The organism is Streptomyces paludis (assembly GCF_003344965.1).
Classification (GTDB): Bacteria; Actinomycetota; Actinomycetes; order Streptomycetales; family Streptomycetaceae; genus Streptomyces; species Streptomyces paludis.
Genome location: NZ_CP031194.1, coordinates 5,661,013 through 5,677,375, shown reverse-complemented (window position 1 = coordinate 5,677,375; position 16,363 = coordinate 5,661,013). Strand labels below are relative to the sequence as shown.

At 72.8% G+C, this 16,363-nt stretch carries 12 protein-coding genes; 7 read left to right on the top strand and 5 right to left on the bottom strand.

Annotation, left to right across the window (positions count from 1 at the left end; translation table 11 throughout):
- Positions 1 to 26: 26 nt before the first annotated feature.
- Genes DVK44_RS25125 through DVK44_RS25115 form a run of 3 tightly spaced genes read right to left on the bottom strand, consistent with a single transcriptional unit; the run spans position 27 to position 3,053 of the window.
- Complete coding sequence (locus DVK44_RS25125) at positions 27 to 1,322, bottom strand: sensor histidine kinase (RefSeq protein WP_114665428.1); 1,296 nt, start codon at positions 1,320 to 1,322, stop codon at positions 27 to 29.
- Between the two features lie 30 nt (positions 1,323 to 1,352).
- Positions 1,353 to 2,150, bottom strand: coding sequence for an ABC transporter permease (locus tag DVK44_RS25120; protein ID WP_114662112.1), 798 nt, complete (start codon positions 2,148 to 2,150; stop codon positions 1,353 to 1,355).
- Between the two features lie 3 nt (positions 2,151 to 2,153).
- Positions 2,154 to 3,053 carry an ABC transporter ATP-binding protein gene (locus DVK44_RS25115; protein WP_114662110.1) on the bottom strand — a complete coding sequence of 300 codons (900 nt, stop codon included), beginning with the start codon at positions 3,051 to 3,053 and terminating at the stop codon, positions 2,154 to 2,156.
- 172 nt (positions 3,054 to 3,225) lie between these two features.
- On the opposite strand from DVK44_RS25115, the gene DVK44_RS25110 reads away from it, so the two are divergent.
- The 4 genes from DVK44_RS25110 to DVK44_RS25095 all read left to right on the top strand — a co-directional run bounded on the left by DVK44_RS25110 (position 3,226) and on the right by DVK44_RS25095 (position 9,422).
- Entirely contained in the window at positions 3,226 to 5,058 is a 1,833-nt protein-coding gene (locus DVK44_RS25110) for an ABC transporter ATP-binding protein (RefSeq protein ID WP_114662108.1), read from the top strand.
- The gene (locus DVK44_RS25105) at positions 5,055 to 6,953 is read left to right on the top strand and encodes an ABC transporter ATP-binding protein (protein WP_114662106.1); all 1,899 of its coding nucleotides are present in this window, start codon (positions 5,055 to 5,057) and stop codon (positions 6,951 to 6,953) included. The genes DVK44_RS25110 and DVK44_RS25105 overlap by 4 nt, the downstream gene beginning before the upstream one ends.
- Positions 6,954 to 7,044: 91 nt before the next feature.
- A complete protein-coding gene (locus tag DVK44_RS25100; protein ID WP_114662104.1) occupies positions 7,045 to 8,280 on the top strand; it encodes a DUF1266 domain-containing protein in 1,236 nt (411 codons plus the stop codon).
- Entirely contained in the window at positions 8,280 to 9,422 is a 1,143-nt protein-coding gene (locus DVK44_RS25095) for a DUF1266 domain-containing protein (RefSeq protein WP_114665426.1), read from the top strand. Before DVK44_RS25100 ends, DVK44_RS25095 begins: the two co-directional genes overlap by 1 nt.
- A gap of 72 nt (positions 9,423 to 9,494) precedes the next feature.
- Here the strand turns inward: DVK44_RS25095 and DVK44_RS25090 are convergent, their stop codons facing one another.
- Complete coding sequence (locus DVK44_RS25090; RefSeq protein ID WP_114665425.1) at positions 9,495 to 10,232, bottom strand: glucose 1-dehydrogenase; 738 nt, start codon at positions 10,230 to 10,232, stop codon at positions 9,495 to 9,497.
- 509 nt (positions 10,233 to 10,741) lie between these two features.
- On the opposite strand from DVK44_RS25090, the gene DVK44_RS25085 reads away from it, so the two are divergent.
- Positions 10,742 to 12,802 (top strand): M4 family metallopeptidase, encoded by a 2,061-nt coding sequence (locus DVK44_RS25085; protein WP_114662102.1) that lies wholly within the window; start codon positions 10,742 to 10,744, stop codon positions 12,800 to 12,802.
- A 54-nt stretch (positions 12,803 to 12,856) separates the two neighbouring features.
- Here DVK44_RS25085 and DVK44_RS25080 read toward each other — a convergent pair whose 3' ends face one another.
- Positions 12,857 to 13,513: a TetR/AcrR family transcriptional regulator C-terminal domain-containing protein gene (locus DVK44_RS25080; protein ID WP_114662100.1), complete on the bottom strand. Its 657-nt coding sequence runs from the start codon at positions 13,511 to 13,513 to the stop codon at positions 12,857 to 12,859.
- A 77-nt stretch (positions 13,514 to 13,590) separates the two neighbouring features.
- On the opposite strand from DVK44_RS25080, the gene DVK44_RS25075 reads away from it, so the two are divergent.
- Both DVK44_RS25075 and DVK44_RS25070 read left to right on the top strand, forming a co-directional pair.
- Complete coding sequence (locus DVK44_RS25075) at positions 13,591 to 14,520, top strand: threonine/serine dehydratase (RefSeq protein WP_114662098.1); 930 nt, start codon at positions 13,591 to 13,593, stop codon at positions 14,518 to 14,520.
- 93 nt (positions 14,521 to 14,613) lie between these two features.
- Complete coding sequence (locus tag DVK44_RS25070; RefSeq protein ID WP_228447366.1) at positions 14,614 to 16,362, top strand: FAD-dependent oxidoreductase; 1,749 nt, start codon at positions 14,614 to 14,616, stop codon at positions 16,360 to 16,362.
- Position 16,363: the final 1 nt, after the last annotated feature.

Genomic DNA, 16,363 nt, shown 5'->3' with positions numbered 1-16,363 from the left:
CGGTCGCGTCGGTCGGGTCGGTCGCGTCAGTCATGGCGGACCAACGGTACGCGAGCCGAGACCGCCGTCCCCTCCCCCGCCCCCGACTCCACGGTGACCGTCCCGGCGATGCGCTCGGCGCGGGCGCGCATGCCGGCCAGGCCGAAGCCGCCCGTACCGCGGCGCGCGGGCAGCGCGAGCGGGTCGAAGCCGCCGCCGTCGTCGCGGATGTCGAGGGTGATCTCGTCGCCCATGTAGGAGAGCGTGACACCGGCCCGGGTCGCGACGGCGTGCCGGGCGGTGTTGGACAGCGCCTCCTGGGCGATCCGCAGCAGGGTCGCCGCGACCTCGTCGTGCAGCGGCTCCTCGGTGCCGGTGACCGTGCACGCGGCCCGTACTCCGGACCGTTCCGACCAGACGGCCACCGTCTTCCTGAGCGCGTCGGGAAGCGAGTCCTCCGCCAGTTCGGCCGGGCTCAGGTTCTGTACGGATCTGCGCGCCTCGCCCAGGCTGTGCCGGGCGAGGGCGGAGGCCCGCTCCAGATGGACGCGGGCGAGAGCCGGGTCGGAGGCCGCGGTGACCACCTGAAGCTGGGCGATGATGCCGGTCAGCCCCTGGGCGATGGTGTCGTGGATCTCGGCGGCGAGCCTGCGCCGCTCGTCGGCCACCCCCGCCTCCCTGGCCTGGACCAGCAGCTGGGCGTGGAGCGCGGCGTTCTCCGCGAGGGCCCGTTCCAGCTCGGCGATGGTCGCCGCCCGCTCCCGTGCCCGAGCGCTCTCCCGGGCACCCAGATGCCCGAAGACGACCGCCAGGGAGCAGTGGAGCACCAGCAGCGCGCCGAAGACGAACCAGCCCAGTACGGACCGGGGCGGCATACCGCCGGACTGCGCGCCCGCCATGGCCACGGCGGTGACGAAGGCCCCGGCCCGGATGGCGCGGCGGCGCAGCAGCAGGTCGGTGTCCCAGTAGCCGAGGGTGGCGTAGATGGCGTAGAAGGGGTTGAGCCAGGTGAGCAGGAACGCGAGGGCCGTGCGCGTCCAGAAGTAGATCTGGCCGGCCAGGGACCCCTTGGGCTCGGCGGGCCGGGTGCGGCTCCACCACACCTCGACCGCGAGCACCGCCACGAGCGCCGCCGTCCCCGCCGTACGGGCGGCTCCGCTCATCCCCATCGGTCCCGCGGCGGCCGTCGCGACCACGGTGGCCAGGGCGAGCAGGAAGTACGGCGCCCAGCGGTGGAACTGGGCCCAGCGCTCCTCGATCGACCCGGAGCCGGGTCCGGCGACACCGGACGGGACACCTGGCGGCAGCCGTCCCCATGCCTCGCCCCCGCCGTACGAATCCATCGTCATTCCCGCTGTCGATCCCCGCACCGCTCACTCCCATCGGAACCGGCGGGCCGCCACTGCCGTCAGCAGGACCGCCCACAACGCCGTCACACCCAGATGGCTCCACTCCGGCCAGCCACCGCGCATGGCCTGGTCGAGCGCCTGCGAGGAGGCGCCGAAGGGGGTGGCCTCGACGATGTGCCGCAGGGTTTCCGGCATCGACTGCACCGGCAGCCAGACCCCCGCCGTGAACATCGTAGGGAAGAAGACGAGGGAACCGACGGCGGAGGCGATCCTCTGGGTACGGGAGACGGCGCAGACCACAGCGCCCAGGGCGAGGGCACTCGCCGTCGTGAGCAGCAGCGCGACCGCGTACCCGGCGAGCCGCTCCGGCAGCCGGACCCCGTAGGCGAGCCGCCCCACGACGATCACCAGCACGGCGGAGCAGACCGCGGCCAGACCGTGCAGCAGGATCTGCGCGGCGAGCAGCGAGCCGGGACGTACGGGGGTGGCCGACATCCGGCGCAGGATGCCGCGCTCCCGGTAGCCGGTGAGGACGGGCGGCATGGCCTGGATCCCGGACATGATCATGGCGAGCAGGACCCCGACGGGCACGTAGAGATCGATGACGCGCCGGCCGCCGAGCGCTCCGTCCGTCTCACGGAAGGAGGGGATCAGCCCAAGGATCGTCGTGAGGACGGTCGGGAAGAGGACGATCCAGAAGAGGCTGCCGGGCTCGCGGAGGAAGAGCCGGGTCTCGGCCTTCAGCACGGCGCGGAAGACTCCGAGGGACGCCGTGGTGGTGGAGCCGGGCGCGGCGGAGGAAGGGGCGGGGGCGGAGAACATCGCTCAGAACCTCTCGGTGAGATCGAGGAACGCGTCGTCCAGCGTCGCGTCGGTGACCCGGAGCTGGCGCGCGGTGATACCGCGGCGGGCGAGCAGCGTGATGACGGCGTTGACCGTCTCGTCCGTCCCGTTGATCACGACCCGGCCGCCCTCCGTCGCGACGGACGCGGCCCGGGGCAGCGCGGCGAGTTCCGCGCCGTCGAGCGGTTGCGAGGGGATGAAGGAGATGACGGTGGAGGCGGTCGACCGGCGGATCAGCCCGGAAGGGGTGTCGAGTGCGGCGATCCGGCCACCGTCGATGACGGCGATACGGTCGCAGAGCCGCTGCGCCTCCTCCATGAAATGGGTGACGAGCAGCACGGTCACCCCGGAGTCGCGTATCTCCTCGATGAGCTGCCAGGTGTCCCGGCGTGCGCGCGGGTCGAGCCCCGTGGTCAGTTCGTCCAAAACAACAACGCGGGGGCGGCCGATCAGGGCGAGCGCGATGAACAGCCGCTGCTTCTGGCCGCCGGACAGCTTCGCGAACCGGGTCGTGAGACTGGCGGTGAGACCGAGCCGTTCCGCGAGGGCCGACCGGTCGGCCGGCTCCGGGTAGAACGCCGCGTACAGCTCCAGCGCCTCGCCCACGGTCAGTTTGGGCTGGAGTTCGCTCTCCTGGAGCTGCGCGCCGAGGATCCGGGTCACCCGGTCGTGGTCGGCGACCGGATCGAGACCGGCCACCCGGACCGTTCCCGCGTCGGGAACCCTGAGTCCTTCGACGCATTCGACGGTCGTGGTCTTGCCCGCGCCGTTGGGGCCGAGGATCCCGAAGATCTCGCCCTCGTCCACCGTGAACGAGATCCCGTCCACCACCGTCCTGCCGCCGTATGCCTTGCGTACACCGCTCACTTCGACCATTGCCATGCTCCGAGGATGGCGGCGGGACCGGGCCCGGGGCATCGGCCGTTCCGCTCGACTCTCCATCAGCCGATCGGTTGATACGACGGTACGGCCGGACGGCGCCGCGGCCGGGAAGGGGACGTCGGCGGGAAAAGCACGTGAGCGTTGTCAGTGGTGAACCGTAGGCTCGCTCCTGATGACCAGTATCTCCGCGGCCACCGGCGCCGCCTCCCGGAAACCGTCCGCCGTGCGCACCTTGCTGCGGCTCTGGCCGTACGTACGGCCGGTGCGTGCGCGGCTCTTCGGTGCGGCGTTCGTGGCGGTGGTGGCCTCGTGTCTGGGGCTGGTGTTTCCCTTTGTGCTGAAGTGGATGGTGGACGGGCCGGTCGCCGACCGGGATCCCGGGGGTGTCTGGCTCGGCGCGCTGGTGCTGTTGCTGCTCGGGGTGCTGGAGGCCGTGCTGTTCGGCTTCCGGCGATGGCTGGTGGCGCGTCCGCTGGCCGGGGTGGAGGCGGCGATGCGGGCCGCGCTCTACCGTCATCTGCAACGGCTGCCGATCGCGTTCCACGACCGCTGGGCCTCGGGGCAGTTGCTGTCGCGCGGGACGACGGATCTGATGCTGCTGCGAATGTTTCTGGCGTTCCCGCTGACGTTCCTGCTGGTCAACGCCACGACGATTCTCGCCGGTTTTGTCATTCTGCTGATGCAGGAGTGGACGCTCGGGCTGGTGCTGCTGATTCCCGTGGTGCCGCTGATGATCCTGTGCTCGCTCTTCGAGTCGCGGTACTCACTGGCCGCGCGGCGGGCTCAGGACCAGGTCGGCGATCTGACGACGGTGGTCGAGGAGGGGGTCCTCGGGATCCGGATCATCAAGGGCTTCGGCCGCCACCGCAGCCAGTCGCTCGCCTTCCGCGAGCTGACACGGCGGCTGCGGACGACGGAGCTGGGGAAGGCGCGGCTGCTGGCGGGCATCTGGGGCGTGATCATGACGATCCCGGAGCTGGCCATCGGCGCGGCGCTGGTGCTCGGCACGGTCCAGGTCGCGAACGGCGATCTGTCGGCGGGCACGCTGGTCGCGTTCCTGTCGACGGCGCTGGCGCTGCGCTGGCCGGTGGAGTCGATCGGGTTCATTCTGGCGCTCTGCCAGGAGGCGGCGACGGCGACCGAGCGGTACTTCGAGGTGATGGACGTACCGGAGGAGAAGGAGACGGTACGTTCCGGAACGGAAGCTTCCGGAGCGGCTGCTTCCGGTTCGGGGGCCGGGGACGAGGACGGGCTGCGCTTCGAGGCGGTCCGGTTCCACTACCCGGACGCGCCCGATGCCGTACTGGACGGCGTCGATCTGCATATCCGGCCCGGCGAGACACTCGCGCTGGTCGGCGCGACCGGCTCCGGCAAGACGACGCTCACCGCGCTCGTCCCGCGGCTGCACGAGGTGACCGCCGGCCGGATCACCCTGGACGGCGAGGACATCGCCCTGATGGAGCGGCGGCGGCTGCGCGAGCTGGTGTCGGTGGCGTTCGAGGAGCCGACACTCTTCTCCGCGAGCGTCGGTGAGAACGTCCTGATGGGAGCGGCCGACGCCGACGAGGCGGCGCTGACGCGCGCGCTGGACGTGGCGCAGGCGGGCTTCGTCACCGATCTGCCCGACGGCATCCGTACGGAGGTCGGTGAGCAGGGCCACAGCCTCTCCGGCGGCCAGCGCCAACGGCTCGCGCTGGCCCGCGCGGTGGTGGGCCGCCCGCGCTTCCTGGTGCTCGACGACCCGCTGTCCGCGCTGGACGTCCACACCGAGGCCCTCGTGGAGGCGGCCCTGCGCCGCGTCCTGCGCGAGACCACGGCCCTGATCGTCGCCCACCGCCCCTCGACCGTGCTGCTCGCGGACCGGGTGGCCCTGCTCTCGGGCGGCCGGATCGCGGCGGTCGGCACCCACCAGGAGCTGCTGCGCACCAGCGCGGAGTACGCGTGGCTGATGGCCGGGACGGAGCCGCACACGGGCGCCAAGGCTCTTGAGGGGAGCGACAGGTGACGACAACGACCAGCACAGGTCCCGGTCCGGCGGAATCGGCGCCGGACGCGCCCGCCCCCGTACACGCAAACGGATCCACACACGGGCCCGCGCCCGACTCCGGCCCGGACCCCTTCGAGCGCGACGCGCTGCCCGCGCCCCCCGGGGCGACCGGGGCGCTGCTGCGGTCCCTGCTGGACAGCGCGCGGGCGCGGCTCGCGGTGGCCGCGCTGCTCCTGCTGCTCCAGCAGGCCGCCGCGCAGGCCGGCCCGCTGCTCGTCGCGTACGCCATCGACCGCGGCGTGCCCGCCTTCCGGACCGGTGACAACGGGCCGCTGTACGCGGTCGGCGCCGGGTATCTGCTCTGCGCGCTGGGGTCGGGCGCGTTCCAGTACGCGTTCGTGCGCGCCGCCGCCCGGATCAACCAGGACGTGCTGCTCGATCTGCGCGGCCGGATCTTCCGGCACGCGCAGGCGCTCAGCGTGGACTTCCACGAGCGGTACACCTCGGGCCGGCTGATCTCCCGGTCGACCACCGATGTGGAGTCCCTGCGGGAGCTGCTCAACGAGGGGCTCCAGGAACTGATCGGGGTGGTGCTGGCGTTCGCCTACATCGGGGCGATGCTGCTTTATCTGGACCTGGGCATCGGCGCGGTCGCCGTGGCCTCCTTCGTCCCGCTGTATCTGCTCGTACGGCTCTACCGGCGCAGGTCCGCGCTGGTCTTCGGGCGGCGGTCCACCGCGATCGCCGCCGTCATCGTGAAGTTCGCCGAGACGATGAACGGCATCCGGCCCGTCCGGGCGTTCCGCCGCGAGCACGCCAACGACAGCACGTTCCACGCGCTCAACCGGACCCACGAGCGGAGCAACGGCGACGCCCTGCTGGAGATGGCCCGCTATGTGGTCGGCTCGCGGCTCGTCGCCAACACCGCCATCGCCGGGATGGTGCTCTGGGGCGCCTACCGGGTCGCGGACGGCACCCTGGCGCTCGGGGTGCTCGCGGCGGCCGTGCTGTATCTGCGCCGGCTGTACGAGCCGATCGACCGGATGGCGATGTTCCTCAACTCGTACCAGTCGGCGGCGGCCTCGCTGGAGAAGATCGCCGGGCTGCTGGCCCAGACGCCCTCGGTGCCGGAGCCCGCGCGCCCCCGGCCGCTGCCGCCGCTTGCGGGCGAACACCCGGGCCGCGAGGCCGTCTTCGACGGCGTGGCGTTCTCGTACCGTACGGGCGGGGAGGTGCTGCCCCGCTTCGATCTGACGGTGCCGGCCGGGCAGACGGTCGCGGTCGTCGGCTCGACGGGCGCGGGGAAGTCCACGCTCGCCAAGCTGCTGGCCCGGTTCTACGACCCGACGGCGGGCCGGGTGCTGCTCGACGGGGTCGATCTGCGGGATCTGGAGACGCCCGAACTGCGGCGCGGGGTGGTGATGGTGACGCAGGAGGCGTTCCTGTTCTCCGGCACGGTCGCCGAGAACATCGCCATCGGCCGCCCGGACGCCTCCCGCGCGGACATCGAGCAGGCGGCGAAGGCCATCGGCGCCCATGACTTCATCAGCGGTCTGCCGGAGGGGTACGACACGGACGTGCGCAAGCGCGGCGGCCGGATCTCCGCCGGGCAGCGCCAGCTCGTCGCCTTCGCCCGCGCGCTCCTCGCGGACCCGGCCGTCCTCATCCTCGACGAGGCGACCAGCTCGCTCGACGTCCCGGGCGAGCGCGCGGTGCAGCGGGCGATGGACACGGTCCTGCACGGCCGTACGGCGGTGGTGATCGCCCACCGGCTCTCCACGGTGGAGATCGCGGACCGGGTCCTGGTGATGGAGCACGGCCGGATCGTGGAGGACGGCCCCCCGGCCGAACTCATCGCCGGCACCGGGCGCTTCGCGGGGCTGCACCGCGCGTGGCGGGACAGCCTGGCGTGATCCAAAGCAAGTTCCGGGGCGCGATCCGGGATCGTGATCCGGGCGGAGTCCCGGGAATGTACGCGTCACGGCCGGTCCGTAGGATCGTGCCGTGACAACGGGGACCGGTACGGGGACAGGCACAGGGGCGGATACGGGGACGGGCGCGGCGGCGGACACGGCGGCGACCACCGCCGGGGCCTCCCCGCCGACGGAGACCGAGCGGCTGCTCGCCGAGGCGGTGGCGCGCGGCGACGACGAGGGCGTCCTCGACATCCTCGCGCGGGGCCGCCTCTACGTCCTCGTCGCCCGGCTGCACGCCGACACCCCCGGATACGTCCCGCCGCTCGCCACCCTCCGCGACCCCCTGACGGGCCGTCGGTGCGTGTCCGTGCTGACCGCCGGAATGCTGCCGCCCTGGCACCCGGAGTGGGTGTTCCGGGCGACCACCCTCACCGCACTCGCCCGGAGCTGGCCGTACGACGAACGCCGGCTCGGCGTCAACCTGGGCACGCCGTACGCCGCCACGGTCGACGCCAGGACCGCGCGGCGCAAGGCGTGGCCCGCCGCCGAGGAGCGGACCGGGGGCGTACGGCGCGGGCGGCTGCTGACGGACGGCACCGGCCCGCTGTACGGGCCGCTCGCCCACGGGCTGGCCCTCGGCGCGCATCTCGCCGTGCACAACAGCCTGGTCTGGAACCGGCTCGGCGCGGCCTACATCGACTACCCGACGGACATCTCCTGGCTGCGCTCCCCGTGGCGCGTCACCCACCGCGCCGAGTACCGGCAGAAGCTCGACTCGCTGCTGGCCGGCCAGCTCGTGGGCCGCGCCGCCGAGTCCGTCCTCGCGACCCGGCGCACCCTCGCCCGGCGGCTGGACCGTACGCCCTCCCTGGCGGAGTGGTCCGCCGGCGTGACCCGGTCGGCGGACCGACTCGACGGCTCCCGGGCCGACTTGACGGAGGCTGAGGCGCTGCTGCGGGTCGTCGTCGCGTACGAGGACCGGCTCCGCGCCGACGGCGCCCTCGCGCCCGACGGCCGGATCGACACCCTGGCCGCGTTCGACCTCGGGCGCGCGGTCAATGTCGTACGGATGGCGCTGGGAGCGCGGTACTGCGATCCGGCGGAGGCCGAGCGGGCCGTCCTGCGGATCGGGGAGGCGGCGCGGCAGGCGTACGGCTCCTGGCCGGAATTCTCCCTCGGCTACGGGCTGGCCCGGCTGATCGGCTTCCACGACGACGAGGCCGGGGACCCGGACGCCGCTCGCCTCACGTACGAGGAGACCCTCGCCCAGCACCGCGTCCTCACCCGGGATCCCGCGAGCCCCTACCGGAACATCCCGTGGTGATGAACTCCTGGGTGCCGCCCTCCGAGACCGAGCAGCTGCTGTACGAGGCCGGCGCGCGCGGTGATGTCGAGGCACAGCTGCGGGTGCTGGCGGGCGCGGAGCTGTACATCGGCGCGCCGCGCGCGGAGGTCGAGGGGGACCCCGGCATGGTGACCTGGCGGCCGTACCGGGACGCGTCGGGCCTCAGCATGCTGCCGGTCCTCACCCGGGGGATGCTGCCGCCGTGGCATCCCGAGTGGGTGTTCCACGGGGTCACCCTGAAGTGGATCGCCAACTTCGCGTGGCGGGATCTCGGCCAGCCGCTGGCGGTCAATCCCGGCACCCCGGCCCAGCTCCTGCTGCCGTCCACCCCGCAGCACCGCGCGATCTGGCTGCGCCACTACGCGGAGAACGACCGCCCGAGCGGGCACCGGCTGCTCGCTCTGCGGCACGGTGCGCTGCACGGCCCGCTCGCGTACGGGCTGGCCTGCGGGGTGCATCTGGCGTTCGGCAACGGCGTGCCGTGGAACGAGGTCGGCACGGTCTGCCGGGAGTACACGGAAGAGCGCGAGAGCCTCCGCGACGCCTGGGGGATCACCGAACGCGCCGAGTGGCAGGAGCAGTTGAACGCGCTGCTCGACGCGCGGAACAGCCCGCCGGAGCCCGACTTCGTCCTGCGCGTACGGGAGGAGCTGCGCGCCGCCCTCGGCGAGGCGCCGACCGCCGAGCTGTGGCGCGAGACGGCCGCCGGGCACGCCCAGGACGTGGGGGCGGGCCAGGGCGCGGTCCGGGACATCGAGGAGCTGGTGCGGCGGATCGTACGGTACGAGGCGAGGTTCCGCGCGGATGGGCTGCTGCCGCCGGACGGCCGGGTCAGCACGACGGTCGCGTACGACTACGGGCGCGCGGTGAACGTGGCCCGCTGGGGGCTGTCGGCCCGGTTCTGCGACCCGCACGAGGCGGAGCAGGCGATCGTGTACGCGGGGGCGCTGAGCAAGTCGGCGTACGGCTCGTGGGAGGAGTTCTCGGCGGGGTACGCGCTGGGCCGGGTGCTGCGCTTCGACGACGAGGAGTACGGGGAGTACTACACGCGGATCGTCGCCGCGCACGGGGTGCTGACGGAGCACGAGGGCAGCCCCTGGCGGCACATCCCCTGGCGCTGAACGCGCCACCGCGCCCCTCCTGTGCCCCTCCTCACCGCGCGCCGCTCACCCCACGCCCGGCCCAGACACGCCCTAGCTGAAGCCCCCCGTGGCCCGGATGTTCTGCCCCGTGATCCAGCGGCCGTCCGGGCCCGCCAGGAAGCCGACCACGTCCGCCACATCGGCGGGCTGTCCCATCCGGCGCAGCGGGGTCATGCCGACGATCAGGTCGAGTATCTCGGGGGCGTTGGTGCCCCGGAGGAGTTCGGTGTCGGTGGCGCCCGGGGAGACGGTGTTGACCGTGATCCCGCGCGGCCCCAGTTCGTGCGCCACCACCGCCGTCAGCTGCTCGACCACGCCCTTGCTCGCCACGTACGGCACGATTCCCGGCGCGGGCCGGACGGTGTTGAGGCTGGAGATGTTGATGATCCGGCCGCCGTCGCGCATCCGCCGGGCCGCGTAACGGGTGGTGAGGAAGACGGACTTGGCGTTGACGGCCATGATCGTGTCGTACAGCTCCTCGTCGGTCTCCGCGAGCGGCACCGGGGTGAAGCTCCGGGCGGCGTTGTTCACGAGGATGTCGAGCTGTCCGAGGTGCTCCTCGGCGCTCTCCATCAGCCGCTCGCCCGCTCCCGGCTCCGCCAGGTCCAGCTGGATCCCGAGGGCGCTGCCGCCCGCCTCCTCGACCGTACGGACGACCTCGGCGGCGGCCTCCTCGCTCCGGGCGTAGTTGAACACCACCCGCGCGCCGTCCCGGGCGAGGCGCTCCACGATGCCGCGCCCGATGCCCCGGGACCCCCCGGTGACGACCGCTGTCTTCCCCTTCAGCACTCCCACTGCCACACCCTCCAGGACGTGTCGCGAACGGCTTTCCGGCTCGGGTAGGAACCTACGTCGCGCGGGGCGGCCTCAAACAGGGGCGCGCACGGCGCGGATCGCGCCACGCTCCGGCGCGGGTCCGGCACGTGGGCCGCGCGGGGCCCGTATCAGCCGCTCAACACGCTCTTCGTACCGCGTTCACACGCCCCTGCCCGACTACCCTCGTCCGAGTCCGGCGCGGCGTTCGGCGCGGCGACCGGCGGGACATCCGGCGAAACGTCCGCTTAACGAACACGCAATTTCGGGCAACGAACATTTCCGGCCAACTTCTTGACGCGCTCCTGACAGGGAGGGTTCACCCCTGCCACTCTTCCCCCGTTCTCCGCACCACCTCGCTCCGCACCACGTCTCTCCGCAGACGTCTCTCGGCACCATGTCTCTCCGCACCACCTTGCTCCGCTTGCTCTGTACGGGCGGCTGATCCCCAGTCACCCCGCACCCCCCTCGCAGAAGGAGTTCGCGTGAGACCAGTCAGACCTGCCACCGGCCGCCGCGCCACCGCCGCCGGCGCGCTGATCGCCGCCGCCGCCCTGCTCGCCGTCGGCGCGCAGACCGGCACGGCCGCCGCCCAGCCCGACAGCGCCCCGGCCGCCCGCGCGGGCAAGGCCGACCCCGGCGCGCTGCCGCGTTCGCTCTCCCCGGCCGAGCGCACCGCGCTGATACGTGAGGCCGACGCCGACAAGACGGCGACCGCCAAGGACATCGGCCTGGGCGCGCAGGAGAAGCTCGTCGTACGGGACGTCGTCCAGGACGTCGACGGCACCACGCACACCCGGTACGAGCGCACGTACCAGGGCCTCCCGGTCCTCGGTGGCGACCTCGTCGTCACCACGTCGAAGGCCGGCGCGGCCGAGAGCGTCAGCAAGGCGTCCACCGCCACGCTGAAGAACGTCCCGACCACCGCCGCCGTCACACCCGCCAAGGCCGAGAAGCTGGCCCTGGCCGTCGCCGCGGCGGCGGAGTCGAAGGCGAACGACGCCACGGATATCGCCACCGAGAGCGCGCCGCGCAAGGTGGTCTGGCTGGGAGAGGGCTCGAAGAACACGCCCACCCTCGCGTACGAGACGGTCATCGGCGGGTTCCAGCACGACGACACACCCAACGAGCTGCATGTCATCACCGACGCGGCGACCGGCGCCAAGCTCTACGAGTGGCAGGCCGTCGAGAACGGGGTGGGCAACACCCAGTACAGCGGCCAGGTGACCCTGGGCTCGACCGCGTCGGGCACCACGTTCAACCTCACCGACGGCGGGCGCGGCAACCACCGTACGTACAACCTGAACCGCGGTACCTCCGGCACCGGCACCCTCTTCTCGAACTCCACCGACATCTGGGGCAACGGCCTGCCGGCCAACCTGGAGACCGCGGGCGCCGACGCGGCCTACGGCGCCGGGCTCACCTGGGACTACTACAAGAACGTGCACGGCCGCACCGGTATCCGCGGTGACGGCGTCGGCGCGTACTCCCGCGTCCACTACAGCAGCGGCTACGTCAACGCCTTCTGGCAGGACAGCTGCTTCTGCATGACGTACGGCGACGGTTCGGGCAACGCCCGGCCGCTGACGTCCATCGACGTCGCCGCCCACGAGATGACGCACGGCCTCACCTCCGTCACCGCCAGGCTCAACTACAGCGGCGAGTCCGGCGGTCTCAACGAGGCCACCTCCGACATCTTCGCGGCGGCCGTCGAGTTCTACGCCGACAACCCGAACGACCCGGGCGACTACCTCGTCGGCGAGAAGATCAACATCAACGGCAACGGCACCCCGCTGCGCTACATGGACAGGCCGAGCCGGGACGGCGTCTCGCGCGACTACTGGTCCTCGACGCTGGGCAGCGTGGACGTCCACTACTCCTCGGGTCCGGCGAACCACTGGTACTACCTGATCTCCGAGGGCAGCGGCGCCAAGACGATCAACGGTGTGGCGTACGACTCCCCGACCTACGACGGCCTTCCGGTGACGGGCATCGGCCGTGAGAAGGCGTCGGAGATCTGGTACAAGGCGCTGACCACGAAGTTCGTCTCGACGACCAACTACGCGGCGGCCCGCGTCGGCACCCTCGCCGTCACGGCCGATCTGTACGGCACGGCCAGCGACGAGTACAAGTCGGTGGCGGACGCGTGGGCGGCCATCAACGTGGGTGCCCGGCCGGGCACCGGCGGCGGCGGGACCGGCCAGGTCTTCTCCAGCTCGACCGTCGTCGCCATCCCGGACAACGGCCCGGCGGTCTTCTCGCCGCTCACGGTCACGGGTGTCACGGGCAACGCCCCGTCGTCCCTCCAGGTCGACGTGGACATCACCCACACCTGGCGCGGTGACCTGGTCATCGACCTGGTGGGCCCGAGCGGCACCTCGTACCGGCTGAAGAGTTCCGCGAGCAGCGACTCGGCGCAGAACGTGAACGAGACGTACTACGTGAACGCGTCGTCGGAGACGGCGAACGGCACGTGGCAGCTCAAGGTGCAGGACGTCCTCACCCGGGACACCGGCCAGCTCAACGGCTTCAAGCTCACGTTCTGACGCACAGCCGTACTCACGCACAGCCGTACGGAGAACACCGGGCCGCCCGGGGCATCACGCCCCGGGCGGCTCCGCGTTGCCCCGGGGACGGGGATCGGCGGCCCGGACGAGCCGGCGCAGCGCCCCGTAGTAGACCTCGTGGTCGACCGTGGGGGGCAGGATCTCGGCGAGATGCCCGGTGAGCACGGGGAACTCCGCCGGATCGAGCGCCGCCAGCGCGGTCCGGGTCAGCGCCACGGACGCCTTCGGGTCGCGGTGGTCGACGAAGGTCGCGCTGCCGAGGGTGAGCAGATAGAGCTGGCGGTACGAGACCATCGCCTCCCGTGCCGTCATCCCGGCCGCGACGCTCGCCGCGAGCTGCGGCTCCACCAGACGCCCGAGCAGCCGCGGGCCCAGCCAGGGCCGTCCGCCGCGCAGCGCGAGCAGCCCGGGATGGGCGGTGAGCGCCTCGTACAGCCCGCGGAACCGGGCCTCGGTGGCCTGCGCCCAGTCCGTGCCGGGCGGGATGTCGGGGAGCCCGGCGGCGAGCTGGTCGGCGCAGAGGTCCAGCAGCCCGGCGAGATCGGTGCAGCGGCGCTGGACGGTGGCGTGCGCGACCCCGAGCCGGGCGGCGACCGTACGGAAGCTGAGGGCGCCGGGGCCCTCCGCGTCGACGAGGGCGAGGGCGGCGGCGGCGATGCGGTCGGCGGAGGCGACCTTGTGCTCGGTCATGCGAGCCAGCGTACGATACAGCGTATCTACTCACCGCTCATACTCCCGCATCCCGACGCAGAAAGAGGCGCGTACCGGTGCTCACCTATGGCGACATCAAGCAGGCGGCGGACCGTACGGCAGGCGCGCTGCGCCGCGTACCGGTCGCGCCGACGGACAGCCCGGACCTCTGGCTGGCGCTGGAGTACCTCCAGCACACGGGCTGCTTCAAGGCACGGGGCGCGCTGAACTTCCTGCGCGCCCACACGGAGGCCGGCTCCCTCCCGGCGGCCGGTGTCACCATCGCCTCCGGCGGCAACGCGGGCCTCGCCTGCGCATGGGCCGCGCGCGGGCTCGGTGTACGGGCCACGGTCTTCCTCCCGGAGACGGCGCCGCCGGTCAAGGTCGCGCGGCTGCGTTCGTACGGGGCCGATGTACGGCTGGCCGGGACCGTCTACGCCGAGGCGCTGGCCGCCTGCCAGGACTTCGCCGCCACGTCGGGGGCGCTCGCCTCGCACGCGTACGACCATCCGCTCGTCGCGGCCGGCGCGGGCACCCTCCTGGACGAGATCCGCGAGCAACTCCCGTCCCTGGACACGGTGGTGGTCGCGGTGGGCGGCGGCGGTCTCTTCGCGGGCGTCGCCACGGCGGCGCGGCACCACGGCGTACGGGTGGTCGCCGTCGAGCCGGAGAACTGCCGGGCCCTGAACGCGGCGCTCGAAGCGGGCCGCCCGGTGGACACCCCGGTCGACTCGGTCGCCGGGGACTCCCTGGCCGCCACCCGCGCCTCGGCGGACGCCCTGTACGCCGCCCAGCAGGACGGCGCGCACAGCGTGCTGGTCCCCGACGCGGCGATCGTCGCAGCGCGCCGGACCCTCTGGGCCGACCACCGCATCGCCGTGGAACACGGCGCCGCGACCGCGCTGGCGGCGCTCACCGCGGGGGCGTACACCCCGGCCGAGGGCGAGAAGGTCTGCGTCGTGCTCTGCGGCGCGAACACGGACGTCACGACACTGACGGAAGAGTGACCCCCGCCTTTTGCTGACTCGGCAAGCTTTCTTGCCGGTTCACCTCCTCCGGGCGCACGATCGGGCCGTCGAACGCGAACGGAGGTACCGCGCATGAGGGACATGGGCGAGCGAGGGAACCGCCACTACGACGTGGTGGTCGTCGGTGGCGGGGCCGCCGGGCTGAGTGGCGCGATGGTGCTGGCGCGGGCCCGGCGGTCCGTGCTGGTGGTGGACGCGGGCGAGCCCCGCAACGCGCCGGCCGCCGGGGTGCACGGCTATCTGGGGCTGGACGGGACCGCGCCCGCGGAGCTGCTGGCGACCGGGCGCGAAGAGGTCGCGGCGTACGGCGGCACGGTCGTGGACGGCCGGGTCGTCGCGGCCGAGGCGGTGAAGGACGGCGGCGCGGCGGGCGGCGGGTTCCGGGTCGTGCTCGACGACGGCTCGTCCGTCACGGCGGCGCGGCTGCTCGTGACGACCGGCCTGGCCGATGAACTGCCCGAGGTGGCGGGCCTGGCCGAGCACTGGGGCCGGGATGTACTGCACTGCCCGTACTGCCACGGCTGGGAGGTCCGCGACGAGAAGATCGCCGTGCTGGCGACCGGGCCGTTCGCCGTGCACCAGGCGCTGCTGTGGCGGCAGTGGAGCAAGGACGTCACCCTGCTGCTGCACACCGCCGACGAGCCGACGGACGAGGAGTACGAGCAGCTCGCCGCCCGCGATATCGCCGTGGTGGACGGCGTGGTGGACGCGGTGACCACGGACTCCGGCGACCGGCTCGCCGGGGTACGGCTGGCAGACGGCCGGATTCTGCCCTGCCGGGCCCTGGTGATCGCGCCCCGCTTCACCGCCCGCGCCGGCTTCCTCGCCGGTCTCGGCCTCACCGGCACCGAGGTGGAGCGGTCCGGGCACGTGGTCGGCTCCGCCGTCGCCGCCGATCCCACCGGCGCCACGGAGGTCCCCGGGGTGTGGGTGGCGGGCAACATCACCAACCTCTTCGCCCAGGTCGGCGCCGCCGCCGCGGCGGGTGTCACGGCGGCTGCCGCGATCAACGCCGATCTCGTCAACGCGGACATCCACCGCGCCGTCACCGAGCGCCGGACGCCGTTCTCCGCCCAGCGCGAGCGGGAGGCCGCCGAGCGCACCATGACCCCGCACCGGCACGGCATCCTCGACACCCACACCACTCACACCGCCCACTCCGTCGTCCAGGAGGACACTCCCGTGCAGAAGACCGACGACGACTCCTCCGCCGCCCACGCGCGGCACTGGGACGACCGTTACCGCGAGCAGAACCGCATCTGGAGCGGCAAGCCCAACCCCACCCTGGTCGCCGAAACCGCCGGTCTGACGCCGGGCACCGCGCTGGATCTGGGCTGCGGCGAGGGCGGCGACGCGATCTGGCTCGCGCGGCAGGGCTGGCGCGTCACCGGTACGGACATCTCCACCGTCGCCCTCGGCCGGACCGCCGAGCACGCGGCGGAGGCGGGTGTGACCGGTCTGGTCACGCTGGAGCGGCACAACTTCGCGGAGTCCTTCCCCGCCGGCGCGTTCGACCTGGTCTCGGCGCACTTCCTGCACTCCGAGTACGACATGCCGCGCGAGGAGATCCTGCGCAGGGCGGCGGGCGCCGTCGCTCCCGGCGGGGTGCTGCTGATCGTCGGCCACTACACCCTGCCCGACTGGGCGGACCACCTCCACCACATCTCGTTCCCCTCGGGCCAGGAGGTCCTCGACTCCCTCGAACTGCCCGACGGGGAGTGGGAGGTGCTCGCCGACACCGAGCACGAGCGGGAGGCCACCAGCCCCGACGGCCGCACCGGCACCCGCTCGGACTGCGTCCTCAAGGTCCGGCGCCGCTGAG